General features: G+C 42.3%; 16 protein-coding genes. All 16 read right to left on the reverse strand.

Features of this window, described 5'->3' with window-relative positions; translation table 11 throughout:
- On the reverse strand, window positions 1–2,346 hold a 2,346-nt coding region (locus tag CTER_RS29010; RefSeq protein ID WP_004630794.1), incomplete at its 3' end, for a fibronectin type III domain-containing protein.
- 145 nt (window positions 2,347–2,491) lie between these two features.
- Entirely contained in the window at window positions 2,492–6,997 is a 4,506-nt protein-coding gene (locus CTER_RS27310; RefSeq protein WP_004630858.1) for a fibronectin type III domain-containing protein, read from the reverse strand.
- A gap of 181 nt (window positions 6,998–7,178) precedes the next feature.
- Window positions 7,179–8,270 (reverse strand): response regulator, encoded by a 1,092-nt coding sequence (locus tag CTER_RS25495; RefSeq protein ID WP_004630802.1) that lies wholly within the window; start codon window positions 8,268–8,270, stop codon window positions 7,179–7,181.
- Window positions 8,271–8,352: 82 nt separating this feature from the next.
- Window positions 8,353–11,451, reverse strand: a complete 3,099-nt coding sequence (locus CTER_RS25500) for an ATP-binding protein (RefSeq protein ID WP_004630989.1) — start codon at window positions 11,449–11,451, stop codon at window positions 8,353–8,355.
- 105 nt (window positions 11,452–11,556) lie between these two features.
- Window positions 11,557–12,714 carry an enolase C-terminal domain-like protein gene (locus tag CTER_RS25505; RefSeq protein WP_004630956.1) on the reverse strand — a complete coding sequence of 386 codons (1,158 nt, stop codon included), beginning with the start codon at window positions 12,712–12,714 and terminating at the stop codon, window positions 11,557–11,559.
- A 27-nt stretch (window positions 12,715–12,741) separates the two neighbouring features.
- Entirely contained in the window at window positions 12,742–13,641 is a 900-nt protein-coding gene (locus tag CTER_RS25510; RefSeq protein ID WP_004631000.1) for a carbohydrate ABC transporter permease, read from the reverse strand.
- Window positions 13,642–13,685: 44 nt separating this feature from the next.
- On the reverse strand, window positions 13,686–14,627 hold the full coding sequence (locus tag CTER_RS25515) for an ABC transporter permease (RefSeq protein WP_040762216.1): 942 nt from the start codon (window positions 14,625–14,627) through the stop codon (window positions 13,686–13,688).
- A gap of 126 nt (window positions 14,628–14,753) precedes the next feature.
- Window positions 14,754–16,370: an extracellular solute-binding protein gene (locus tag CTER_RS25520; RefSeq protein WP_004630789.1), complete on the reverse strand. Its 1,617-nt coding sequence runs from the start codon at window positions 16,368–16,370 to the stop codon at window positions 14,754–14,756.
- Between the two features lie 119 nt (window positions 16,371–16,489).
- A complete protein-coding gene (locus tag CTER_RS25525; RefSeq protein WP_004630777.1) occupies window positions 16,490–18,055 on the reverse strand; it encodes a response regulator transcription factor in 1,566 nt (521 codons plus the stop codon).
- A 60-nt stretch (window positions 18,056–18,115) separates the two neighbouring features.
- Window positions 18,116–19,906 (reverse strand): sensor histidine kinase, encoded by a 1,791-nt coding sequence (locus CTER_RS25530; protein WP_004630780.1) that lies wholly within the window; start codon window positions 19,904–19,906, stop codon window positions 18,116–18,118.
- Window positions 19,907–20,308: 402 nt separating this feature from the next.
- Complete coding sequence (locus CTER_RS25535; RefSeq protein ID WP_004630774.1) at window positions 20,309–22,492, reverse strand: PKD domain-containing protein; 2,184 nt, start codon at window positions 22,490–22,492, stop codon at window positions 20,309–20,311.
- Window positions 22,493–22,951: 459 nt separating this feature from the next.
- Window positions 22,952–23,293: a hypothetical protein gene (locus tag CTER_RS25540; RefSeq protein WP_004630875.1), complete on the reverse strand. Its 342-nt coding sequence runs from the start codon at window positions 23,291–23,293 to the stop codon at window positions 22,952–22,954.
- Between the two features lie 102 nt (window positions 23,294–23,395).
- A complete protein-coding gene (locus CTER_RS25545) occupies window positions 23,396–24,271 on the reverse strand; it encodes a methionyl aminopeptidase (RefSeq protein WP_004630815.1) in 876 nt (291 codons plus the stop codon).
- A 92-nt stretch (window positions 24,272–24,363) separates the two neighbouring features.
- On the reverse strand, window positions 24,364–24,681 hold the full coding sequence (locus tag CTER_RS25550) for a helix-turn-helix transcriptional regulator (protein WP_004630824.1): 318 nt from the start codon (window positions 24,679–24,681) through the stop codon (window positions 24,364–24,366).
- 97 nt (window positions 24,682–24,778) lie between these two features.
- Complete coding sequence (locus CTER_RS27315) at window positions 24,779–25,243, reverse strand: DUF3806 domain-containing protein (RefSeq protein WP_004630954.1); 465 nt, start codon at window positions 25,241–25,243, stop codon at window positions 24,779–24,781.
- A gap of 154 nt (window positions 25,244–25,397) precedes the next feature.
- Window positions 25,398–26,183, reverse strand: a complete 786-nt coding sequence (locus tag CTER_RS25565) for a class I SAM-dependent methyltransferase (RefSeq protein WP_004630848.1) — start codon at window positions 26,181–26,183, stop codon at window positions 25,398–25,400.
- Window positions 26,184–26,275: the final 92 nt, after the last annotated feature.

The raw sequence follows: 26,275 nt of genomic DNA on the forward strand, positions 1-26,275 counted from the left end.
ATCTCCTCCGCCGTTATCTCCTCCGCCGTTGTTTCCTCCGCCGTTATCTCCTCCGCCGTTATCCTGTACCTGCGGAGTCACCTCATTTGAAGCGGAGGACTCAGGCCCTTCTCCTGCAGCGTTTACTGCTTTAACGGTAAACGAATAGGATACTCCATTGGTAAGGCCATCCACTGTTATAGATATTGCACTGCCTGTTGTTGTAATTCCACCCGGACTTGTTGTTACGATATACTCCGTAATGGGGCTCCCTCCGTCGAAGGGTGCATCAAAGCTCACTGTTACCTGACCATTTCCGGCTGTTGCCGTAACATTCAAAGGAGCTTCCGGTACAGTATAGGTACACGGAATATTATTGACAACCTCCTGGAGTTGGAAGTTCTCCAAAGCTCCTGTATCAAGGGCCTTTATGCTCCCCTTTGTATAGGAAAGCTTTACAGACTGCCCATATGAAATTGAAAAAGGCAAAGTCAATTCCAACGTGGAACCCCGGTTATCATTACTTACTTCTATAGCTGAATAGTCTACATTATCAACAGTAACAGTAAATTGTTTATGTCTTCCTGCGGGATTACCCATCATATCTTTATCGAAAGTTGCATAGACTTTTCTGCCTGATGTATCGGTATAAGCACCCGTGAGAACAGGTGCCGCCTGAACAGCAGTATTTCCTATCACTGCCGTATCAATTGAGGAATTGCCATTTTTATCGGTAAGTTTGACGGTAACTATTCTGTTTCCGTCACCACTTGCCGAAGTGTTAAAAATAAGCATATTAACAAATCTGCGCACGAGCTCGTTTGTGGCATTATTATTGAATTCTACGGTATATTTCGAACTGCCGGTAACAAAATACTTCAGATGCGTATTTGCCCCGGTGGATATAACAGGAGGTATGGTACCAAAAGTCACACCGTTTGAGGACACGTCGGTTCCGGAAATATTCAGAACCGGGGTTAACAGAGTTTCCTCATAAACACCTATCCTGTCATTAACATTTGCATTTGAAGTTATCTGTACTTCAAGAGTACCGCCGTCCCAATCCTTATCACCGTCACGGTCATTGACAAATCCATACCCGAAACCCGGCTCATGGGCACTGGTAAAATTGCATGCAATTATGCCGTCATTTAAATTTACAGTAGGAGCCGAATTAGCCGGAGATATCTCTCCGCCGGTTCCAAGATTATTTGTGTTCGATAAAATAACATCTATGAGATCGATTGGTCTTCCATTAAAAGTAATACGGGTATCATCATCCAGCTCATCTCCGTCAAAATCTCCGTATATGGCATTATCCAATATACTTCCTGTCGTAATTTCCGACACCAGTATCCCATCATTCTCCAGAAGCAATTTATCGCCGAACTTTAAATCCCATATAACCGTTCTGACGGCATTATCGGCTGAGTCAACTATAAATGTATTATTTCCGCCCATGCCAAAAAGGTTGTTATAGCCTGCACCACCATTTATAACATCATTTCCGCCGCCGAAATTAGGATTGTTTAATAAAAGAGACCTGAGTACAGTTCCCGTGAAATATCCGAAAATACTGCCTGTACTGTCGTCATATGTATATTGATTGTCATCTCCGTCAGCCCCGCCAAGACCGTTTAAGTTATAACCGGCGTTTCCTCCTGCAGCGCCGCCGAAACCTGCTCCTCCGCCGCCTGAATAATAATTTGCCATACCGCCTTGTCCGGGCAGACTATTTTCATTTGCCAAGGCACTCTCTCCGCCATTTCCTCCGTATTCTTCAACTTGATAACTACCAGGGTTTCCCACTCCGGGAATTAAGGTTGCTCCGGGAAAGCAATCCCCTCTTCCACCGGCACCTCCGCCGCCTCCGCCAATACCTCCGAATCCCCCTGTTGGAGGCTGACCAAAGTCACCGCCGGATCCACCTGCTCCTCCGCCGCCCAGGCCGCCGTTACCGGGATACCAGCCTGTATAATCCTGCCCGTTAAAGCCGTCACCGAATATAATGTCATCTCCGGCACCTCCGAAAATTATATCATCTCCGCCGCCGCCGGTGCCACCGCGTGGATTAATGGAACTTCCTATACTTCGGCATCCGGCACCTCCGCCGCTGCCGTCACCAAATATAACATCATTTCCGGAGGTACCTGTAATTGTGTCGTTACCGCCGCCGCCATTACCGCCTGCTCCCCCGGCACGGTTCGATCCGCACGCGCCGCCTCCTCCTCCTCCGCTGCCGTCACCAACGATGTATTTTCCCTGTTCCGGCTGTGCTGCACCGGCACTTGCAGGAACAAACACCGTAGTCAATACTATGGCTGCCGATAATACTGCATTAAGAACCCGTAATTTTTGTCTTCTCATAGCATTTCTCCCTTTAAAAGCATTATTTTTTCTCCTTGAACTTATAGCATTTCTCCCTTTTAAGGGCATTACTCCTATCTCTGAACTTAACCGGTTTGAATAAATTTGACGGCAATAACAACCAATTTCCGGGTATACTGCCCTTTTATATGAGTTCTGCCTTTTGCAGCATATTTCTCACAATAACGGCAACTTCCGCTCTGGTAATGTTTTTCTTGGGATCCAGAACATTGCCGTTCCTGCCCCGTACCACTCCTGCCTTCACACATGCGGCAATGCCGTCCTTTGCGTAAACTGCCGTTCTCTCCCCGTCAAGGTAGGCCCCAAGAAGCTTCTGCACCTCGCCCCCGTCCAGTTCCACCTTCAGCGGTGTGATTTTCATTGCCCTGGCGATTATAGCCATGGCCTGCTCCCGGGTAATGCTGTCTTTGGGTCCGAATTTTTCCGCATTGTAACCGGAGATTAAATTGTATTCAAAAGCAGTTTTAATATAGCCGCTGTACCAGTCGGAATCCTGAACATCGGTGAAGCTGACCGTTCCCATTCCCGGCTTCAGGCCCAGAGCCGTTACAACAATGGCTGTAAATTCGGCGCGGGTTATATCTCTGTCCGGCTGGAAAATCCCGCTGCCCACTCCGCTTATGACCATCCTGGAGCCCATATCGTTAATGGCTTCCTCAGCCCAGTGGCCGGCGGCATCCTTAAATTCCAACGGATGCCATACAACAGAATAAGTGCTGTTGGTCAGGCTGTTAATTTTTGCATAATATTTGCCGTCTATTACCGTAACCTGTGTAGGTACATGTCTTACCTCGCCACCTGGGTCCATGACAATTCCCGTTGTGATTTTATTTGGGTCAACCCCTTCGGGTATTGCAAGGGTTCTTTCCACAAAGGCATTGAACTTGTTCACTTCCACAGTCTTGCCCCCATAGCTGCCCTTTATCCAGAAGTCTACCGGAGGCGCCACTATGGCAAAACTGCCCTTTTGCGCCGAGTTTTCAGCTATTTTTACAGTTTCAGGTGTTGGCTGGGTAATGGCTATCTGCACCTTGATGTCCTGCAATGCCACATCCCTGCCCATCTGTTCGGATATGAAATTAACATTGATCTGTTGTGCAGGCAGGGTATAGGCTGCTGTTTCAGTCTTTACCTCAAGTACTGCCTGCCTGTTTTCCATGTTCCTTACCATTTGGGCGTTGAGCTCACCTATTACCACATCTGCTTTTGTGTTTACAGGAATTGTAACCACCGCATGATCCCCCTCTGCCTCCAGCTTCTGTTGAAGTTTCCGGGAGTCCACCGTAATGGTTGTCACTTTCTGACTTCCCTGTGTTGTAGTGTTTGCAGTTCCCGCATTTTCAACCTTTCCGTTGACCAGTATATCCACTCCGGAATCAGGTTTTGAAGGTACAGAAGGGGAAGAGCTGCCCCCTCCTCCGCCCGAAGGTGTTGAAGGGGAAGAGCCGCCTCCGTTTCCGCTGGAAGGGCTATAAGGCCTTACTGCATTGGACGGTGCCGAGCCCGCACTCATTCCGACACTATTGATGGCTTTTACAATAAAGCTATAGTCTGTACCGTTGGTCAAACCGGTGATTGTAATGCTTGTACCCGTTCCGCCTGCGGTAAGGCCGCCGGGATTTGCAATTACAATATATCCTGTAATGGGACTCCCACCGTTGTCGGAGGGCGGAGTAAAGCTTACGGTTGCCTGGCCGTTTCCGGCTGCAGCAGTCACCGCGGTGGGTATCCCCGGATTTGTTGCCGGAGTGGCACTGATTTGTCCGGAAGCTGCAATAACATTCATATCAGCGTCCATTGCCTTAACTTCAAAGTTATACGTTATTCCGTTGGCAAGTCCGGTAGCCGTATATGCATTTCCACTTACAGTTTCTATGAGTAAATTGTCCTTATATATATTGTAGTAAACCGTATCAGGAACATTATTCCAGGTTAAATTTACAGCTTGGTTGCCGGGCACGGCAGTAAGAACCAGTGATCCAGCCTCGTTAACTGTGAGAGCAGCCGCATTGCTGGTTGTATTTCCTGCCGAATTGCTTACATAGCAGGTATAGCTCCCTGCATCCGAACCCTGCGCATTATTTATTATCAAAGTATTGGAGGTAGCTCCGTCTATATCGACGCCATCCTTTTTCCATTGATAGAAAAGAGGAGAACTCCCTGCAGCCGTTACTGCAAAGGTTGCCGTCTGTCCTATCCTTACAGTCCGGCTTTCCGGCTGGGCTGTTATGCCGGGTACTGTCAATACAGGTTCAGCCGTGGGTATTACAGGATTTGACGGTTCTGATTCTCCGCTTTCTCCAATTTTATTCACAGCCCTTACCGTAAATGTGTAGCTCACATCATTGGTAAGATCCGTGACGGTGATTGGACTCTCTGTTCCCAAAACCGTAATCCCTCCCGGGGAAGTAGTTACCACATATCCTGTAATGGGACTTCCTCCATCGTCAACAGGTGGGATAAAGTATAACGTAACCTCTTCGTCACCTGCTATGGGAGTCACTCCTGTAGGTGCCTCAGGCAAACCTGCCGGTGTTGAAGCCGCCTGATCTGATATGGCAATAACTATGTGGTCGTCATTCTCGGCTTTGACTTCAAAATTGTAGGTCGTGCCGTTTGTAAGGTTCTCAACCATATATGAATACTCATCCAACACAGTATCCACATAGATACCGTCTTTGTATACATTGTAATAAAGTGCATCCGGCACTGCATCCCAGTTCAGCCTTACCTGCCTGCTGCCCGGTACCGCAGTCAGGGCAAACCAGCCCGGAGCATCGACCGGCTGAATTACGCTGAAGCTGACGCCTTCGGGGAATTCATCCGAGGTGACGGTAACCGTTGCATTATAGGTTCCTGCAGGCAGCCCTACTTTTGATGCCACCGTAAACATTCCGGCCTCTCCATTGCCCAGAGCATCTATATTTCCTGATAAAATGAAGCAATTGGCATCATTGCCGCTCAAAACCACTTTCACATTACTGTTGGTTCCGGTAGAGATAATCTTTACATTGAGGGTTTCCCTGTTTCCGGCGCCATACCCCTCCATTAGGCTATAGAAGCTTTTTGTATTCCCGGGTACGTTATGTGCAAGGACCGGTTTTGCCGGTTCATTATCTATAATAGTAAGCACTGCTGTATTCGGCGCTCCGAGAGTGGCTCCTCCTGCAACATTGCTCAATGCAAGGTTTACGGTTTTATCTCCTTCATAAACTGAATCATCTATTATATCTACCGTAAAGGTACTGCTGGTTTGTCCGTCTGCAAAGGTCAGAGTTCCGCTGGCTACGGTGTATTCACTTCCTGCTGCGGCTGTTCCGTCGCTGGTGGCATATTTTACTGATACGCTGCCATCACTACCCCCGGTACGGTTTACAGTAATGTTCACACTGGTTCCATCCTCTGCTGCGCTGTATGCACTGCTGCTGAATGCCAGCGTTCCCGGTTTGGGTGCCACAGCCCGGCTAATTGCAACCGCATAATACTTTACAATGGAAGTATCTTCTGCAGTGACTTTAATATATGCTGTGGTAGTTCCGCCATCGGCAAGTGCAAGAGCTGAGGTAGCATTTGAAAAATTGCTGTCACTGTACAAAGCAACTGCCGAACTTGGATCTGAACGTACAATATTGGCAGTAGTGAGGGTGGATACATTGTTAAGAACACTTATCTCCCATGCAATAGGGCTTGCTTTAATACCTGGCTGAGGCCCGGGAGTACTATCCGTCTGTCCAGCTACGCTGGCCAGTCCGGCATTTGTACTTTTAGGCTGTACTATATTGCAGCTGTACCATTTATTATCAGCAGTATTGCCATCATTTACCGCTCTGTAGGCTGCGCTGGCATTGGTAAAGGCCGTACCTGTCAAAGGAGTGCCTGATGAATCCACCAAAATCAGCTCCCTGTCAACAGTGTCTTTTTCACCAAAGTCTTCGTCTACAAAGGGGTTTTGATACACTGAAGCAGGAGGCACTCCTGTGAGCTTCAGTGTTTTGAGTTTCGGGGTGTAGGCCAGCGCCAGACCTCCAAGATTTGCTAAATTACTCAGCACCGTAACTGACTCAAGATTTGCACAATAAGAAATCGAACTGTTTCCAATGCTTGTCACATTCTTCATTGTAAGTGATGTAAGACTGTCACAGCGGCGGAATACCGAGTGGTCAATAGCTGTAACATTATCCGGAATATTAATCGCCTTAAGTGCATAGTTGTTGTCAAATGCAGCTGATTTTATAGTATTGAGTGTACTCGGTAAATTAATTGTTTCCAAAGCAACACAGTAGTAAAACGCCATACTTCCTATACTTTTCAGGTTGGCATTGATGGTAACCGTTTTAAGGCTGGAGCACTGATAAAACGCTTTATCTCCGATACCTACCACATCATAGGTAGTGCCGCCGTTTGTCACCTGTTTGGGTATTGTGTAACTTGTCCCCGTATAATTGTTTTGAGCTACTTCTACAGTGCCGGAGGTAAGTACATTATACAAAAGTCCGCCTGATACAAATGTAGCCGCAGAAACCGGGACCAGTGGCAGCATGGCGAATATAAAGCATATGATCAGCCACATGGAAAGCAGTTTACGCTTATTTTTATAAATTTTTTTCAGCTTTTCTTTTCTTTTGAACATTAGCATATTCTCCTTTAATATCTTTTTAATTGCATTACAATTTGGAAAATCTACTCTGTATTTCCCTCTCTTTTTTCATTATTTGACATTTATTTTATTTTATATGACAGCAATAAACAAAAAATAAACAAAAAAAGATTCCGGTGTTCTCCGGAATCTTTCTACAAACTGCACATCTTCTTTATTGAAAGAGTCTTCGTATTTTTGCCTTCGGCCTTATTCCCAGTTCTTCCTTTAAAAGTTTTTCCAACATCAGATACTGCTGCCGGGCTTCATTTTTCTTTCCCAAGCCCATGTATAGAAGAATGATCTGATAATGGACATCTTCTCTTAAAGAATCAGTTTCAAGAATTTTGAATAACTTTGCCAACGCCTTTTGCGGCTGTTCTGATTCCGCATAATACCGGGCTGCTTCCTCCAACAATTCCATATAGTCTTTTTCAAGATTACGTGCCTTTTCAAGAGCCCATTCATAACCCTTCCCGTTCAGGAAACCTCCCGAATAGAGTTCTATTGCTTTCTCATTAATACCCGCATCCTTTATACTGTTTTTTTTACTTTCTTTGATCAATCTCTCAAATTCAAACAAATCACAGGCAACCCTGCCCTTTTCAATGCCGATTTCCTTTTTGCCTGTTTTTATGCAATCCTCCAGCCCATAAACACTCAAAGCCTTACGGATATAATATATATTGGAATTTATATTCTTTAATGCCTTATCAAAGTCAAAACCCTCCCACAGTGTATCGACAATTTCTTCCCGGTTTGTGGTTCCCTTATATACAATAAAGGCAAAAAGCTCTTCGGTTTTGGGGCTTCTCAGCTTTATTTCCCTTCCCTCATCTCCTGCCGTGCAAATTTTAAACCCGTTAAAAAAGGAAACCTTTAAACCGGGATTTTTCTGCACATACCTGCGTTTCTTTTTAATTTTATCCAGGGTCTTTTGCAGCCGTTCCGAAGTCACCGGCTTCAGGAGATAATCAAGGGCATTCAGTTCAAAAGCTTTAACCGCATACTCATCGTATCCCGTTATAAAAACTACATCGATGTCACTGTCCATATCCCGCAGCATACCGGAAAAAGTCATACCGTCCATATCCGGCATTGAAATATCCAGAAAGGCCACATCAATTTTATTTTCTTTTATATATTCATAAGCCTCCAATGAATTGGAAAACGTATTGCATATTTGTATTTCGCCGCACTCTGCCAGAATTTTATTCAAACGTTTAATTGATAATTCCTCATCATCTACCAGGATGGTTTTTAACATGATTTCCCCTGCCTTTACACTTTACCGTATATATTTCTGCGTTGCTCCAATAGATAACCGGATTTGAGATTCCGGTTCCTATCTATACCGGAATATGGAATGAAACCCTGGTGCCTGCTCCTTCTCTGCTTTCAAATTGAATGCCTTTCCCATAAAGCAGCTTCAGCCGCTGGTTTATATTCCAGATCCCGACTCCCTTTGTTTCAACATTGGAGCCGAGTATTTCCCCCAGCTTTGCCCCGCTGATTCCACTGCCGTTATCCTCTACAATAAAACTAACAATGCCGGTCAGCTTTTTTATGGTTATTTTGACTGTTCCGCCCTGTAAATTTGACATCAGGCCATGCCGGACCGCATTTTCCACCAAAGGCTGCAGAATCAGCGGAGGAATGAGGATATTCAGATTTTCATCAATATCATATTCCACATTCAGCCTTGCACCAAAACGTGCCTTTTCGATATTTAAATACGCTTTTAACAGTTCCAGCTCTTTTTCCATGGTAACCAGGGAGTCCAATTTTTTAAAATCGAAGCTGTTTCTTATGTACGCTGAAAGCTGTATTATCAAATCCTCCGCCTTTTGAGGCTCGTCTATGCACAATGCCGCAATGGAATTGAGCGCATTATACAGGAAGTGGGGCTTTATCTGGGAACGCAGAAACGCAATCTCGGCATCTTTTGCTCTCTTTACGGATGTTTTAAGCTTGGTCAAGGTCTTTACTCTCATTTTCAGCTCTTCGGCCTCAAAAGGCTTACCGGCAAAATCATTAGCTCCATTTTCAAGTGACATGACAATATCTGCAATACGGTTCTTTGCCGTCAGCATCAGAACAGGCAGTTCAAACAATGAGAAACGCTCACGTATCTTTATCAACACCTCATACCCTGACATATCGGGCATCATTATATCAAGAATGACCAGAGCCGTATCAGGACATCCGGCTATTTCGTCCAGCGCTTTCTGTCCGCTGTTTACCGCAGTAATTGAGTACTTCTCCATCTTAAGCAGGTTTATAATGGACTGAAGATTTGCATAATCATCATCCACTACCAGGATATTCTCGGGCAAATCGCCGCGAATACGGATGGGATACCCGGAATCCGGTTCATAGGTTTTCCCGGACTGCGGTTCATAATGCATTGTCTTATCCACAGCTGCCGGGTTGCCATGGGACACCGGCAATGTGAAAGTAAAGGCCGCTCCCTCCTCCAGACTGGACTTCACACTGATTTCTCCCCCATGAAGCTCTACCAGTCTCCTGGTTATGCTCAATCCCAAGCCTGTTCCCTCATACCTTCTTGTTTCAGAGGTATCGACCTGTTCAAAGGATTTGAATATGATTTCCTGCATGTTTTCGGCAATACCGATCCCTGTGTCTGAAACACAGATCTTGACCTTATCCTGGTACAGGGTGGCACTTACCTCGACATGACCTCTTTCAGTAAATTTCACGCCGTTTCCGATCAAGTTGTACAGGATTTGTGTCAGCCTGTCACGGTCTGCATAAACAGCCGGAATGTCAGACTGAACATTATTTATCAATGAGATTTCCTTTCCTCCGGTAATAAACCTGTAAACCTTGATTACCGAATCCACAATGGTTTTTACATCTATACTGGTTTTATACAGTTCAATGTCTCCGTTTTTCATTTTCGAATAATCCAATAAATCGTTTACAAGGTTTGAAAGCCTTCTTCCGCTTCCGACAACAATGGAAAGATTCTGAGCTTGCAGGTGATTTACAGGGCCCTCCACCCCTTTTATAATGGAATCGGTTATACTGATGATGGCATTTAAGGGTGATTTCAGTTCGTGGGAGGTATTGGCCAGAAAATCATCCTTCAGCCTGTCCAATTGGAGAAGCCGGTTTGACATGCTTTTGATGGTGCTGTATGCATCAAAATAGCGGAGGAATAACAGAAAAATCACCATGATGGCAAAGCAGATTATATAAATCTGTCCGTACCAGATATTTGTTTTTAAAGCTGCTCCAAGCAGGATGAGCTCAACGGAATACAGGTTTATGATCAGCACAGCAATAAAAAGTATCAAATGCTCAATGGTATCTTTTCTGCGGCTTTTAACAAAAAGTACTGCCGTTCTTGCAAGTAATCCAATAAGGAATATCTCATCAAAAAGCACTATAAATATCTGAGCCCTTATATAGGTATGTATCGGCAGAAAAATAATTGCCAGGAGGTATACACCAAAAACAAAGGATATAAGTTTGGTAATTCTTAAAGAAAGAATACCTTTTTTTAATTGGTACATCAGACATGCCAACGCTATGAAACAGGCAAATATGAAGAAGTCCCTCAGCTTAAACACAACCACAAAGGGAATACGCGGCAATATGTCCAGAATGGGTCTCTCGCTTGTAAACGCATTGCTGACCGCAAGTATCAAACATAATACGGCAAAGGCCAATAATGAATAATCTTTTCTTTGGGATAAAACGGCGGTCATAAAAAATATAAAATATATCAGTGCAATAGTTCCCAATATTACGAAGACACAGAATTCAAGCAGACTGTTTTTTTGCTGGGTAGCCAGTATTGTTGACTGTTCTCCAATAACTATGGATACAGGAATACCTGAATTAATATATTCGTAATTGGCAACCTGTATAAGGATTTCCATTTCCCCGCCGTTGCTGTAGAAAAAGGCAACCTTTGGTAAATTACCCGATCTGTATGCTCCGTCATCTTTTGACGGATTCCCGTCTTCCATGAACTTGCTGCCATTAAGAAAAATTCTGCTGGAAAAACGGATAATGTTCTTTTTTAAACCATAAACCTGATTTGAAGGCATATTCTTCAGAACAAGCCTGTAAGTGGCACAGCCATATGCAGGCAGGGAAATTCCGTTCAAAACTTTCCCGTTCCATTGGGAAGGCACTTTCATATATCCTGTCAAATCAGGCTTTTCTTTACCTTCTTTTTTGAAATCTTCAGGTGTCAATAATTGGTCCCAGTAAAACTCCCATTCCCCGTTCAACTGAATCACTTTATCAATTTTGAGATCCCATTCTTCAAGGTTTATGATCCCTTTTACAGCCTTGGTGTTCTGCGTCAGTTGATTATGATCTCCTGCAATTGACAGGGGAATTAATAAGAAAGCTGTCAATATTAACAAACAAACCGCTAAAATCCTTTTCCCCAACGCATTCTCACTCCGCATTTATGACACCCGTATAATTTAAATTTTATATTTCACATTTAATTATTTCGGTTTCATTATATACCTGTTTCGACAAAAAATTCAAGTATTCATTATACTGCAAATTTATAGTTTCCAACCGTTTTTTTCTGCCGCAGCATCGAATACCTTACTATCCAGTTCCAGCCCAAAGCCCTTTTTATTCGGAACAAGTATCCTGCCATCCTTTATGGAATAAGCCGAGGTATCAATTCCTTCGGCAGCCGCCTGATCCCATTCTGCAAATGCAAAGCAGTCTATCGCTGCCGCGAAATGCGCCTGTGCATAATTCCCATAGAAACCACCGTAATTATGAGGTGCGGACAATACTCCAAAACCGTCCAGTTCGGCCCCCAGCTTCATCCAGCGGAAAAAGCCGTAACCTCTCAAATCATATTGCAGGACGTCTATAAGACCTTTTTTTGCCCAATCTTCAATGGCCGAACTTGCATAACCTTCTCCATCCGCTATCATGGTTTGGATGTTTTCCTCTTTCATCCACTTTTTCAGTCTCATATATAACTGGTCATCTTCGTGAAAGGCTTCTTCCAGCCAATGAAGCTTTGCGCTTTCAGTTGCCTTGAGGAACTGTTTTGCCAGATTGAGGTTATATCCGTTGTTGGCATCCACCATCAATTTCCCGTCAGGACCGATACGCTTGCGGATTGCCAGAACGACATCTATATCCCTCTGAAGCCCTTCAGCAATATCCATCCACATGCCGCAGCGTCCGATTTTCACCTTGAAATTCCTGTGTCCCGCTGCCAAACCGTAGTCCACTTCTTTGCATATAAATTCTACCGCTTCCTCGTTATCCTTGATTTCCAGCTCATCAAAATAAATCGACGTATCATATACGGGAACCGAAAAATTCCTGCAATTTATACCGTCAGGATTCTTAGCCACCAGCTGGTAAACAGGCTTGTCAAAAACCTGTCCCAGCCAGTCCAGAATAGCAAAGTCCAAACCGTAGTACTCTTCCTTCAGCATACCTTTATGGTCAAACAAGGCAGTTACCGGCAATCCGATAATTTTTCCCGCCTTTTCCCTGTTTAGTTCACACCAGCCAAAACCATATATACCGCCTATTTTGATACGGGCAACAGGCACATTGCCGCCAGGGCCGTGTACCCCCAACCTGGCATTGCAGCCGGCGACCCTTGGTCTCTTATAAGGCAGTACTCCCCAGGTAATTTCCTCAACCCGCCAATCCTTCTGTAAATCCTTTATATTAAAATTCAACATCTCGAACCCTCCCTGTCAATTTAAAAATTAGCCCTTGATTGCACCGATCATTACACCTTTAACAAAATATTTCTGAATAAAAGGATACAATATCATGACCGGTATACTTGAAACAATGATCACCGCATATTTTACCGTCAAGCCGACTTTTGCCACTTCTCCGAAGCCCCCCGAGTCGCTTCCTCCGCTGCTGATCTGGTTGGCCAGCAGTATATTTCTCAAGGCCAGCTGCAGGCTGATCCTTTCATTTGAGCGCAGGTAAATCAAAGCATTAAAATACTGATTCCAATGTCCTACGGCATAATACAGCACCAAAACCGCCAGTATGGGTTTTGAAAGCGGCAATACGATAGACAGTAAAAACCTGAAATTATTACATCCGTCCAGAGCTGCCGACTCGCCCAGCTCCTCAGGAATTGAGTTTTCAAAATAAGTTTTCATAATAATTAAATTAAAGGTTGATATTGCAGTTGGAACCACCATCGCCCAGACAGTATCAACCATCTTCAATTTTTCCACCACCAGAAAGGTTGGTATCAAACCTCCGCTGAAAAACATTGTAAAAGTTACTATAAACATAATAGCCTGCCGGCCGGGAAGTTTTTTTCTTGATAAAGGGAAAGCGATCAGGGTTGTCATAACCATATTAATCATAGTCCCAAGAAAAGTGTATATCAGTGAATTTTTAAATCCGGTTAAAATGTTCTGATCCTCGAACACCATTTTATAGCCTTCAACGGAAGGTTCAACCGGAAATAAGTAAACTCTGCCATTCATAACGGCATCACCGGAGCTAAAGGAAGCACTCAATACATAAAGCAGCGGATAGATCACAATACATAAAATCAATGTACTGACTACCATTACTCCCGCTAAAAATACTTTATCTCCGCTGGTATCTCCAATGGTATTTCTATATTTTGCCATAACCTCATCTCCTCAAAATTGCATATCCTTCTGCGCTGCCGCATTTACCACAGACTTGTTTTTCCAAAGCGTTTTGCCATTGTATTTGCAAAAATCAGAAGTGCAAAATTACATACCGAATTGAACAGTCCCACGGCAGAGGCAAATGAATATTCCGCTCCTAAAATACCGCTCCTGTATACATAAGTTGATATGACATCGCTGGCATCCATATTCAAACTGTTTTGCATCAGCAGAATCTTTTCATAGCCTATATTCATAATTGAACCGCATCTTAGCAAAAGCATTATAATGATAGTCCCCATGATGCACGGAATTGACACATGACGTATTTTCTGGAAACGCGAAGCACCATCTATGGTTGCCGCCTCATACAGGGCCGGGTCAACCGCTGAAAGAGCTGCAATATACATAATAGCGTCCCAGCCCATATTTTCCCATATCCCCGACCATACATATATATGCTGGAAATAGGACGGTACCGCCAAAAAGTTTTTCTGCTCCATACCAATGGAAGAAAGAATCATATTCAGCACCCCGTTGTCGGGTGACAGTATGAGCTGTAAGACACTCACAATTACGACTGCCGATAGGAAATGCGGTAAATATGTTATATTTTGTATAAGCTTTTTATACCTGTTATATTTTATTTCATTCAATAACAGTGCAAATATAACCGGTATTGGGAAACCAATTACCAGAGAGTAAAAATTTATTGATAATGTATTTTTTAGCACTCTTCCGAAATAAAACGATTCGAAAAAACGCTGAAAATGCTTTATTCCCACGAATTCACTGCCCAGAAAACCTGAAGAGGGCATATAGTCACGAAATGCAATCTGAATACCATACATTGGAACATATAGAAAAACAACATACCATATGATTGGAAGCAATAACATCAAATATAACTGCCAATGTTCTTTAAATGCATGTATGAAAAAATTTTGTCTTTTGCCCGGACTGTAATTTGTTGTACTGTACACTGTAATCACTCCCAACTTACGTATTATAATTTTTTTTAAAGCCGTACTGTTTATTTGCAAGTGCCAAACCTCAACAGCTGAAGCATGCTAATTCTGTCTCTAAACAGCACGGCCTGGTTTCGTACCTTAATTCATTCTGTTATACGCACTTTGGAAGTAACTCTCCAAATCCTTGATCTTCATTTTCTCGCATGTTTTTACATATTCATCCCACTTGTCAAAACTCAATTCCCCGGTAATAAATTTAGCTTCACATTCTCTCAGGTAAACATCCAGATCACGCCGGATATCATTTACCTTTTCATTTTCATCCACTGTGAATACCGGATATGCATATGCAGGATCTTTTTGATAATAGCTTTCATATACAGGAACCGATTCTTTTACTTTCTTGGAATAGACAAAATTCGAATTGTTTTCGTTTCTCCAATACGGGAAGCCTCCGCCAGGTAATGGGCAAACTGCACCTAATGCCATTGAAACACCCTTTTCACTCTTCAGCATTTCATCGGTATAATCAAAGCTCCCATCAGGTAATTTCTGGCATGTCTTTCCAACAAGTTCGTCGGTTAAGCCACCGATAAAATTTGCACCTTCTTCAGTATAAAAATAGTCAATCCATCTCAAAGTGATTTCAGGCGTCTTATCCGCCTTTGTAATAACCATGCTGGGGCCTGCATATGTGGAGCCCAGACCTATTACAGGCGTGTCTCCATTACTGTTTGCCGGCGGAGCCAATGCTATGTAGTCGTCGGAGTATTTATTCCACAGATCATCAGACGACAGTCCAAAGCTTCCTGATCTGTCACTGTTAAACTTGGACAGTGCCACATCGGAGGTCTGAGTATAAATAGAATTGTCCAGCAGTTTTTCCTTATACAGCATATTCATAAATTGCAGTACTTCCTTGAATTTATCGGAGGTCGAATAAATTTCTACTTTATGATCTGTTATTCTTGCGTTGGGATAACCCATGTTGGAATAGATACCCCATAACCCGCTGAAAATATTTGTCCTTGCCATATGGTCTCCTCCGCTGTATTCCACAACATAAGGGATCTCATCATTGGGATCGCCGTTCCCGTTCGCATCCTTATCCCTGAAGGCTTTCAAAACATTAACGAACTCGTCCAGTGTCTTTGGAACCTCCAATCCCAAATTATCCAGCCATTTTTTATTGATCCACATATTTTTATGGTCGGTCTTATTGGGAGCAAGACTATTGATATTGGGTATGGAATAAATCTTTCCGTCCGGTGACAAAGACGCTGCCTTAGCCTCCGGATATGACTCAAACAAAGATTTCAACCCGGTTGAATATTGGTCTATCAATCCTGATATATCTACGATTGATCCATCCGCCGAAGTTTTGGTAATGTCCGGAACACCTTTTAAAATAGCATCCGGCATGGAATTGGAAGCCATGACAAGATTCACACGTTCCTGAAACCCATCCGACGATACAACATCCCATTCTATCTTCACATTGGTCTTCTTTTCATATTCCTGCAATGTGAGCATTTTTGAAGGGTCTCCGATATGAGTCGGCTTTCTGATCATGAATTTCTTGGTTACGGTTTCATTTACAATAGGAAAGCCCGTTGCATTAAAGTTTTCCGCAGTTGATGAAACACCAGCAGTCGGTTCAGACTTTTTCCCGGCATCCGAGCATCCTGCAAACATGGATAAACTTATAGCTGCTACAACTCCAAGCGCTGCCAGACTCTTAAAGTTCTTTTTCATTTAACCACTCCTTCTGTATATTTAATGAGATCATTTTAGCATCCGAATCAATATGCTCCCATTAAGAAAATATATATTGAAATGAATATTTTTTGGATTTGACATAATAATTTTATAGATTATTTCTTTAAGGGGTTAAACTCTGCAATCCAGTCAACGGTAGCCTGTTTTATGAATTGAGTAGGTGTCATACCGGTAATTGATTTGAATATGGTAAAAAAGTTATTGTAGTTGTTAAAACCGGCATGTTCGAATACCTGTGTCGGCGTGATCCCTTCCATGAGCATTCGTTTTCCTGCATTGTAAACCCTGATGCGGTTTATATACTGAACAAAACTGACACCGGTTTCCTTTTTGAAGATAGTACTTAAATACGAGGGATTCATTGAACAATGTCTGCCGATATCATTCAGGCTTATATCCCCTTTGTAATGCTTATCCACATAATCGATAATAGTAGTGATAGTTTTGGAGTAATTGGCTGAATTGTCAATATGGTTGATAAGGGTTATAAACAGTTCATCAAAATATAAAAGAGTTTTCTCAATGTCGGAATTGAGGATTTCATAGTTTGACCTTTCACAAAAATGTACATGATTCTCTTTATACAGCTTTACAGCCAAGGTCAGAATATCACCTGCCAGAAGTGCCAATCCGGTACTGTGAACCTTTGTCATGGTCATAGGCATAAAAATCTCAGTCAATACCTCATGTATACCTGGTTTGTTTTTACTCAGCACACTTAAGATGATCTGCCTCTCCTGTTCAATAGACAATTGAAATGACTGCACAAATTTCTCAGTATTTATGTCTTTTTCAAACAGCTCCAATACATAAGAGTATTCCTGGGGAAGCTGTTCCGGTGCCTGGCATCTTCTTCCCTGCTTCCAGTGCAGATAGATATTATGGTATTTCAATATTGCATCATGAACAATGTTCATACAGCGCTGCACCCTGAGCTCCTGTTCCTGAACGTTCTCTCCCGCCAGTGCCGAAAAAAGGAATATGAGCTTGAGCTCTCCCTGATAAATCACTTTTGTCTGATATTCCTGGTTGCATATTTGAATGCAGGTGGATAAAACTCCCTGGATAAAACGTTCCTGCTGTTCCAAAGAACCGTTATTGGTAATATCGGCAATATATATTTTGATTTTGGCAACAGTCATCATTGGATTTCTCAAATATTTCAAGGGTTCGGGCACCTCCGGCCGGCCTTTTTCAAAAAAGCTGCGTGTCCTGCTGTCCCGCAGCACATTGAAATTATATCCGGAAAGTTCCTGCGAATCCATAACAGCTGTATTTACGTTCTCATTCGTTTCAAATCCCAGGCCTGTCAGCAGTTGAATCAAATCGTTTGAATTTAACTGATGCTTCAGCAGATAATCCACTGCCCCCATTTTCATGGTTTCACGAACATAGTTGTAGTCTGAATAGCTGCTGAGCATGATTACCTTTATGGCGGGATAACGGTTATGTATTATGTGAATCAATTCTATTCCGTCCAACTCAGGCATACTGACATCCAGAAAGATCAGCTCAGGATTCAACTGGCTGATTTTTTCCAGCGCCTGGGCTCCATTGCTGGCCTGCCCTACAATTGAATAGCCATAGTCCTCCCAGATTATAATATTTTTCAAAAAGCTGCAAACCAGAAATTCATCATCTACCAACAGGACTTTTATCATACGTGCCAGCCTCCATAAGCCGCTTCAGCGGTAACATAGTTTTCTGAATCATTGCTTGCTTCATATATCTGCGTGCTCCTCAATGATGGGGAGCTTGATTTCTACTGTGGTATAAACCCTTTCCCTTGAATAAATGGATATCCCGAAATCATCACCAAATTGCAGTTTTATTCTTGAGTCGACATTACCTACCCCAATTCCGCTGAATCTTATTTTACTGTTATTTGAATTATTATTTAAAACAGTCTCAATTTTTTCGGCACTCATACCAATGCCGTTATCTGTGATATTGAATACCAGGCTTTCCTGATCAGGCGTATACGCTCTAATCCGCAGCATGCTATCCTTCTTTACTTCAGCAAAACCATGAATTATTGCATTTTCAACTATTGGCTGTAAAATCATTTTAGGCACCTTGTAGTTTTCAACCTGTGCTTCTATCTGGTAATCAACCTGTATTTCCTGGGGAAAACGGTATCGCTGAACATTTATGTAGCTTTTGACATATTTTACTTCGTCCTCAACACTTATGAGCTGGTCATCGACATTTACCGCACCCTGCAGCAGGTCAATCAACGAGGCTGTCAGCACATGTATATTCTGGGAATTTTGCAAAAGAGCCAGGTAATTTATGGTGTTTAAGCTGTTATACAAAAAGTGCGGACTGATTTGTGCCCGTAATACTTTTATCTCCATTTCCCTTTTTTGTCTCTCATTTTGTTTAATATCCTGCATGAGCTTTTGGATCTGATTGGTCATTTTTATAAATGAAACGCTTAGCTGTCCAACCTCATCCTCCCCATTGACCCCGCTTAATTCCGTCATTGAGCCGTTTCCGACTTTTTTCATGTTACGAGACAAGCTCTTGAGCCTCAGGGTCATCTTATCGGAAATCAACATAGAGATCACTGCTATTACCAGCACCTCTATTATGAGCATGATAAACAACTGCATACGTATTGTCTTATTGAGATCATCAATATATTCATACGGGATAGCTGATATAACTGTCATACCCGTATATTTTGCCTTTTTTGAAAAAACCAGATATTTCTCCCTGTTCTGTGTGTCGATGCTAAAATCCGGGTTTTTTATATACCTGTCTTTTTCGTTTAAATACTGTCCCGGTGAACTGTCATAAACCACATTTCCGCCCTTGTCCAGTAATAATACAAAACCTTTCGGGTAGACCCCTTCACTGAATATTCTGTTAAAGATGCTTTCATTAAGCTTTGTAACAATGACAGCTTTTTCTTCCCCCTTGTCCAAAACAGAACGCCCGACAAAAATGTACTTAAGCACTTCATTTTGTGTTTCACCTGCAGCCTTGAAGGTAAAGAAAATAACATCACTACCCTGACTTTTTTTCAGGCTCTTGATTTCATTCATAGAGAAAATATCATTATCCAGAGGCAAATAGCCATTTATGCAGGTCTCTCCGTTAACCTTGAAAATGCCGATGCCCGAAACTGTCCTGGAAAAGTTTATGTTCATGGTTCTTAGATTCATATATATTTGTTTATATGATTTGAACCATTCAGCATCAGGAGGTGAATATTTGTTTTCTATAATGTATTCGAGGCTGTTGGTTTCATAAATAAGCGTAGAATGCATTTCCTTTATATCCCCGATGGCATTTTCGAGCTGTACCATGGAGCTGTTTGTACTTTTTTCCATGTTTACCCGGAGAGCGTCGGTAGTTGACTTTATGGTAACCTGGTACCAGTATAAGGAAATTGCTGCAGTAATAGCTATTGTCGCTATTGTAAAACTCACAAATATTTTGGCCTTGATACTATGCTTAACATCAAAAAAGCTTTTAAAAATCTCACTGATTTTTTTGAGAATCATAATAAACCCCTTATATTCAAATACAGAGTTTGATGTTAAAACAAAAAACGAATGGCTTTAAACGACAGTACATACGTGTAGTATACCTTAAGTATACTTGCAGCATATGCACACTTCAACTTTAAGACTGCTCCCGAGCAGTTCTGGCAGACTTCAAAAGGATGGTCTTACAAAACAATTCTACTATAATGTCCTTTGTTGTCAAGTACTGATATTGAAAGCCCCAGCTCTCCCCGTCAGACTTTTCATTCATTTTCGGATTGTTGAATATTTCCCTTGCATAGGGAAACAGACAAAAAAACCGCCCAAAAATGGCGGTTTTTTTGTGCATGACAGCCCGGAGGCAGTCATGCCTTATTTCAATTTTCAGAAATGATCTTGTAGCTGCCTAAACATTACATATTAGAAATATAGTTTATTAATTGGAGCTGCTGTTCCTCCGGTTAACTGGATTTTATATCCGAACCTTTCCGTTGGGTCCCAGCCGTAGGATTTAGCTTTTTTGTATCCGCTCATTGTCACATTGCTGATAACTGCAATTACAACTCCATTTTTTGGAGGCTTGGTCAGCTGAATAGTAGTCTGACCGCTTGAAACCGGTGTGCTGAATACAGTAGTGCCGTCTGTAGCGCGATATGCTATTTGAACTCTCATATCAGCGGTAGTGCCATTGCTTCCCAGTGAATCGGGTGCAAAATTAACACTTACTGAAGTTGCTCCCTGGTTGACTGAAACAGGTATAAAGTTTCTTCCCGTATATCTTGGAAACTTGCTGCTGTCTGAGGGGACAAGCCAACCGCTTTGGTTGGTGGTAGCTGCATACATGGATGTTGAAGCAACACCCTGGACAGCGGTAGAAAACTCCATAAAGTCTCCCAGGGCTAAACGGGCAGAATACTCTGTTACCATCGATTGTACTCTTTGCTTATCCAGCAGTCTTGTCATGGTCTGCAGGTTCTGTTCGGTAGTTTTGGCTTCTTCAAATACTTTAAAATAAAATGTCATTCCGACACGCTGTGATACAAATAGCGGGAATAAGTCATTATATCTGTATCCCGTGCTGTCATTCATATAATCAGATGGTCCGGTAGCTTCTCCCGATGAATTGATCCCACAGCTTTCAATGGGTACATGCGGCTGCTTGTATACTTCCCTGTCAAGATAACCGATTCCGGAAGGGAACGGAAATTGCTGTGATTGTCCCGGTGTTGCACCGCTTCTCCACTCGGCAAGACGAAGTATCATATAGTCGTTTAACGACTCCTGAATCCAGGATACCGATTGTCCGGGTACAGTACCGTATGAATTTAAGAGAACATGATTAAATTCGTGGGTAATATTATATCTGTTTTGGTCATTCATTCCGCTGGCATCGCTTTCAACAAACGGATATGAACCTTCCCAGGCCTGATCTCCCGTAGGTCCGGGATCACGCGGCAATCCTGTATTGGTAAAGAAATAGTCCATGTATTTTGTTCCGGTTTTTCCGGTTGACCAGGGAGGCATATGTACACCCATGCTTTGGCCTTCCCATTTTAAGTCTTCATTAATACGCTTAAGTATGGATATTTGAGTGGCCTGTGGTACCTGTGATGTGCCGTTTGGACCTTGACTCAATAAAATATAGCCGTAGGGAATTGTCAACGAAGGGGTTCCGTAGGGATTAATGTTAATCGGTGTAAGGGTCGGATTATCGTTCCAGGGTTCTATGGCTGCACCTGGAACATTCCCATAATTCCATACATATGAGCCGGAACTGCCTGCCGGATTTACCGTTATGGTAACGGTATCGGAAGCCGTCAATGCCGTATCACTGGCAGTGAGCTGCAGCACATATGTACCTTCTACCGAGAAGGTTACTGCGGTACCTGGCGAGCCTGGATTTGCAAATGTTACTGTTCCAGGACCGCTTACCTTGCTCCAGGTCGCTGTAACTGCAGCACCGGCTGGAAGTCCGTCATCAGTTACTGTTCCTGCCAATATTGCACCAGGCAATGTTACCGTTGCATCCGGTCCCGCATTAACCACAGGTGCGGCGTTTGTGCCGCTTGAAGCAGGTGAGCCCCATACTCTCCACTCGAGAATACCTGTAGAGAATCCTGCTTTAGCCGTCATGCTCAGGCGGATTTTATTTGTTGTAGCTGATGTAAAGGAAGTTACATTGAAGGTATTGCCTGCTACGCCCTTTCCTGACTGGTTGCTGAAATCCACCCAGGAACTGCCGTTCCAATACTGGAAGTTGCAGGATGCCGGAAGATCCAGACCTTCGTTGTCATCGAACCAGTATACTTCACTCCTGGAAATTGCATAATTCTGGGCAAAATCATACTGTACCCATTGCGTGGTTCCGGGGTTGTCCCAGTTTCCGTATGCGCCATTGCTGTGGTCTGCTGAACTGGCCGGTGTATAACCGTCATTGATTGCAGACAGTGTTTCCCATGGAGAACAGTAGGATGTGGTTGGGTTTCCGAGGGGTGCGATGTTCGTGTCTGCTGCAAATGCGGGAAAATTAAGACTCACCGACATGTAAACAACAGCCAGAAGACAAATTAAGGCTTTCCTGATGTACCTTTTGCTGTTTAACATAATCTTTGCCTCCTTAAAATTTTGTGTTTTATTTATACATCAGTCAGTATAGTTATAGTAACTTTACATCGGCTGATGGTATAAAATTTTCCCAGTTTAATAACAACCCCCAGTTTCTTCTCCATAAAATTATACTCTCATATGTCTTGTCCCTTATAATTGTATTTGTACTCACTGAAAGAAATCGAAAATATTACAGCATTTAACAGTTTTGTACAACTTTAATACAATAACCGTTATATAACTATAATCGATACATAAATTATAAGAACGATTATTGTAAAATAGGTTAGAAAATAATTTTATTTCCAAATAAAATTATATATGGAAAGATATAGATTGTAAGTAGATTTTTTTTAGTTTTGGTAGATTATATCCATATTGGAAAAATAATGTCATATCTTTATAAAATTTTGCGCATCAATTGAGCAGCGGCAGAACGCCCGCATAAAAGACATATCAGTAATGTTCTCTTTGTTCGATTTCCAATATCCTGGAAGCATCATCTTTCCACTCTTCAAAAGTGTCAAATTCGTATTCGCTTATATAAAAATATTCAGGGATATCACAAGGTCCGGCAGGAATACTAATCATATATGAGTCCTTTAAAGCTATAGCGCCAAACCCTGACCAATTCCCTTTTTTTATTATCCTGCATTCTGACACCGAAGCCAATATTTTATGTTCAAAACACTCTGTACACCCACTGCACATTCCCTCAATGCCGTTAAACGCGCAGCTTTTACATTCACATTCTTTTTTTATACAATTCCGTACAATTGTATTCACCTTGTATCGCATATTTTTCCCCATAAAAGTAAAGTAAAAATTTTGTTGTTAAATCGCCCATATCGGCCAAAAGGCAGCCAATCCGATCCGCGGATCATAAATCAGAAATATGTTTTAATACGTAAGTATTTCATGACCCGTTTCTGTTACCAGCACGGTTTTCTCCCATTGTGCAGAGGGCTTTCCATCGACTGTATAAACTGTCCAGCTATCGCTCTCATTCGTTGATACATCGGATTTTCCCATATTGACCATAGGCTCTACGGTAAAAACAAGGCCCGGAACCAAAAGCATTCCTGTTCCCCGTTTTGACACGTAACTGACCCAAGGATCTTCGTGAAACTGGAGGCCAATACCGTGTCCGCCTATTTCCCGAACAACAGAATATCCATTTTTCCTGGCATGATCATTAGCCGCTTGCCCTATATCTCCGAGAAATCCCCAGGGTTTTACCTGTTCAATCCCCAGTTCCATACATTCTTTTGCAACATCAACAAGTCTTTGTTTTTCGCTGGAAACCTCACCGACACAAAACATACGGGAAGAATCCGAAAAAAAGCCGTTGTAAATGGTAGATACATCAATATTCGCAATATCCCCGTTTCTCAGGATCACACGGTCAGACGGAATACCATGACATACAACATCATTTATTGAGATGCAAACACTTTTGGGATATCCATTATAATTAAGAGTTGCAGGTATACCTCCAAACTCTTTGGTTTTTTCATGAATCAGCCGGTCAAGTTCTTCAGTGGTTACTCCATCAACAACATAATCCCCGATAAAATCCAGTAAGGCTATGTTCAGTTTGCTGCTGTCCCGGATACCTTGAATTTGCTGTTGGGTTTTAAGCAATCCGGGGTGAGGCACTTCGCACCCTTTTGAACGGTAGATGGCCATTTGCTCCTCAATAAGGGCATGGCATTTTTTATATTTGCGTCCGCTTCCGCACCAGCAGGTATCGTTTCTTCCCTGTTTGTCAGACATATATTACTCCTTTATATTCACAAACTCGGAGGAAGCAATATCCAATACAGTACATTGTTCTACATTGTCCTGCATTGTTCAAAAGAAACACCCTAAGCTTTTCGGTATTGGCGGGGGGAACATTTGAATATTGCAGCAAATGCCCTCGTCAAGGATTCAGATGACGAGTACCCGTAACGAAAAGCAATATCGGTTATTTTATCATCGGTGGTGCGAAGATCCTTAGCGGCAGCTGTTAACCTGCATTGAGCAAGAAATTGTTTATATGTCATTCCCATGTGTTCCCGGAACTTCGCAGAACAGTAAAACGGTGAGTAACCAACGTACGATGACATATCTTTCAGAGTCGGACCCTCGGTTAAGTGATTCTCTACCCATTTCACCATTAATTCTATCGTTTGAACAGACATTTGCTTCACTCCTTTTCCCAGTATATCAGTCAATGCGGATAATTACCTGACATAAGTTGCAAACATGCAAACATGCTTTCCAAAATGGAATACCTCCTTATTGATCTTGCGGAAAATTACCGGTGAGAACCATTTTTTTGAAGACCTCATAAAATGATACTACATTATCCTCAGGACCGTTTTTCAACCTCTTAAATGCCTTATCAATCGGATAAACCCGGTTATTATTATCAACTTTTATATGCAGCACAGCACCCGTTCCGAACTCATCCTCGTATACCCATTTACATCTGTTTGAGCTGTTTTTGCATATTACTTCTCCGATATATACACCCCAAATAGTTGCCATTGACCATATCTGAGAATCGGTAGGCGCTTCTTTTTTTATCTTTCTAAGGATGTTTTTTATAAAATGCCCTTTCAAATCATTATGATAATATTCCAAAATCTCTTCGACAGCACCTATGCTGCTTTCGGAATAATCTAAATTTTTTGAAAATTCCCTGGCGTACTGTACCGCTTTTTCAGAAAGCTTATCTATGGAATTTAAAACATCACCCATTTATATATCCCCCAATCCTTACATATAATGCTGATTACTTGCCCTTCAGGCATATGGGATACAGCCTCCTAAGTTCTCCAAATTTACTGTAACGCCGGTACACCCTCAGTTGGTCACCTGTCCTGAACTATCGTGACAGCTGCCTGCCACATGGTTATGGTTTCCTTGCTAAATATAAATCTATTGTATCATAAACTTTTATGTTATTATTGAAATCATAAATTGTATCACGGATTCCTGTTAAAAACTGTGATTTTATTGGTTCGGGCAGAGTAATATTCTCCGAATATGTACTTATTAAAGAAACATATTCATCTGCGGTAAATTCCCTTACTTGTTTATACAGGCGGCATTCAGCTTTAACAAAGCCGTATTTTTCAATTGTGCCCTTTATTTTTGCATAGTGCTCCTGCGGATTTTCACGTTCAGATCTAGCCTTTTCGACTACTTCCGGACCGAAATATTTCTGATATACCTCTTGCATTTTCAGGTGCAGCTGATCATCAAACCCCTTGGGAGCCGGTTTATTCCAGAAAAGTGCTATTGTTCCTCCGCTTTTCAATATATTATAAACTTTTGGATAGCCGATTTCCTCCGGTATCCAGTGAAAAGCCGTCCCGGAAAACACAAGGTCGAACCTGTTATTTTCTAAATCAAATTTTTCAAAATCGGCATTTTTCATTTGAAAATTCTTATAAGCCTTGAATTTGTTTCTTGTAAACTCTGTAAAATTTTCTCCAAGCTCTATTGCCGTAAGAGAACTTCCCGTCTTTAATATGGGTTCGGTAGCCTGCCCTGTGCCGCAGCCTATTTCAAGGCATTCTTTTTCAGCGTTGAGCTTTGAATGTTCTATAATATCGTTAAAAAGTTCATTGCAATAACGTGGTCTCCACCTATCATAATTTATAACATCACTATCAAAAGATTTTCTTAAATCCATAATGACCTCACCAAATATAAAATTTCCGCCTGGCATTATACCAATTATTGATATTTTAACATACCCAGCGCACGTTGTAACAGAAATAGCCA

Source organism: Ruminiclostridium cellobioparum subsp. termitidis CT1112, assembly GCF_000350485.1.
GTDB classification, from domain to species: Bacteria; Bacillota; Clostridia; order Acetivibrionales; family DSM-1351; genus Ruminiclostridium; species Ruminiclostridium termitidis.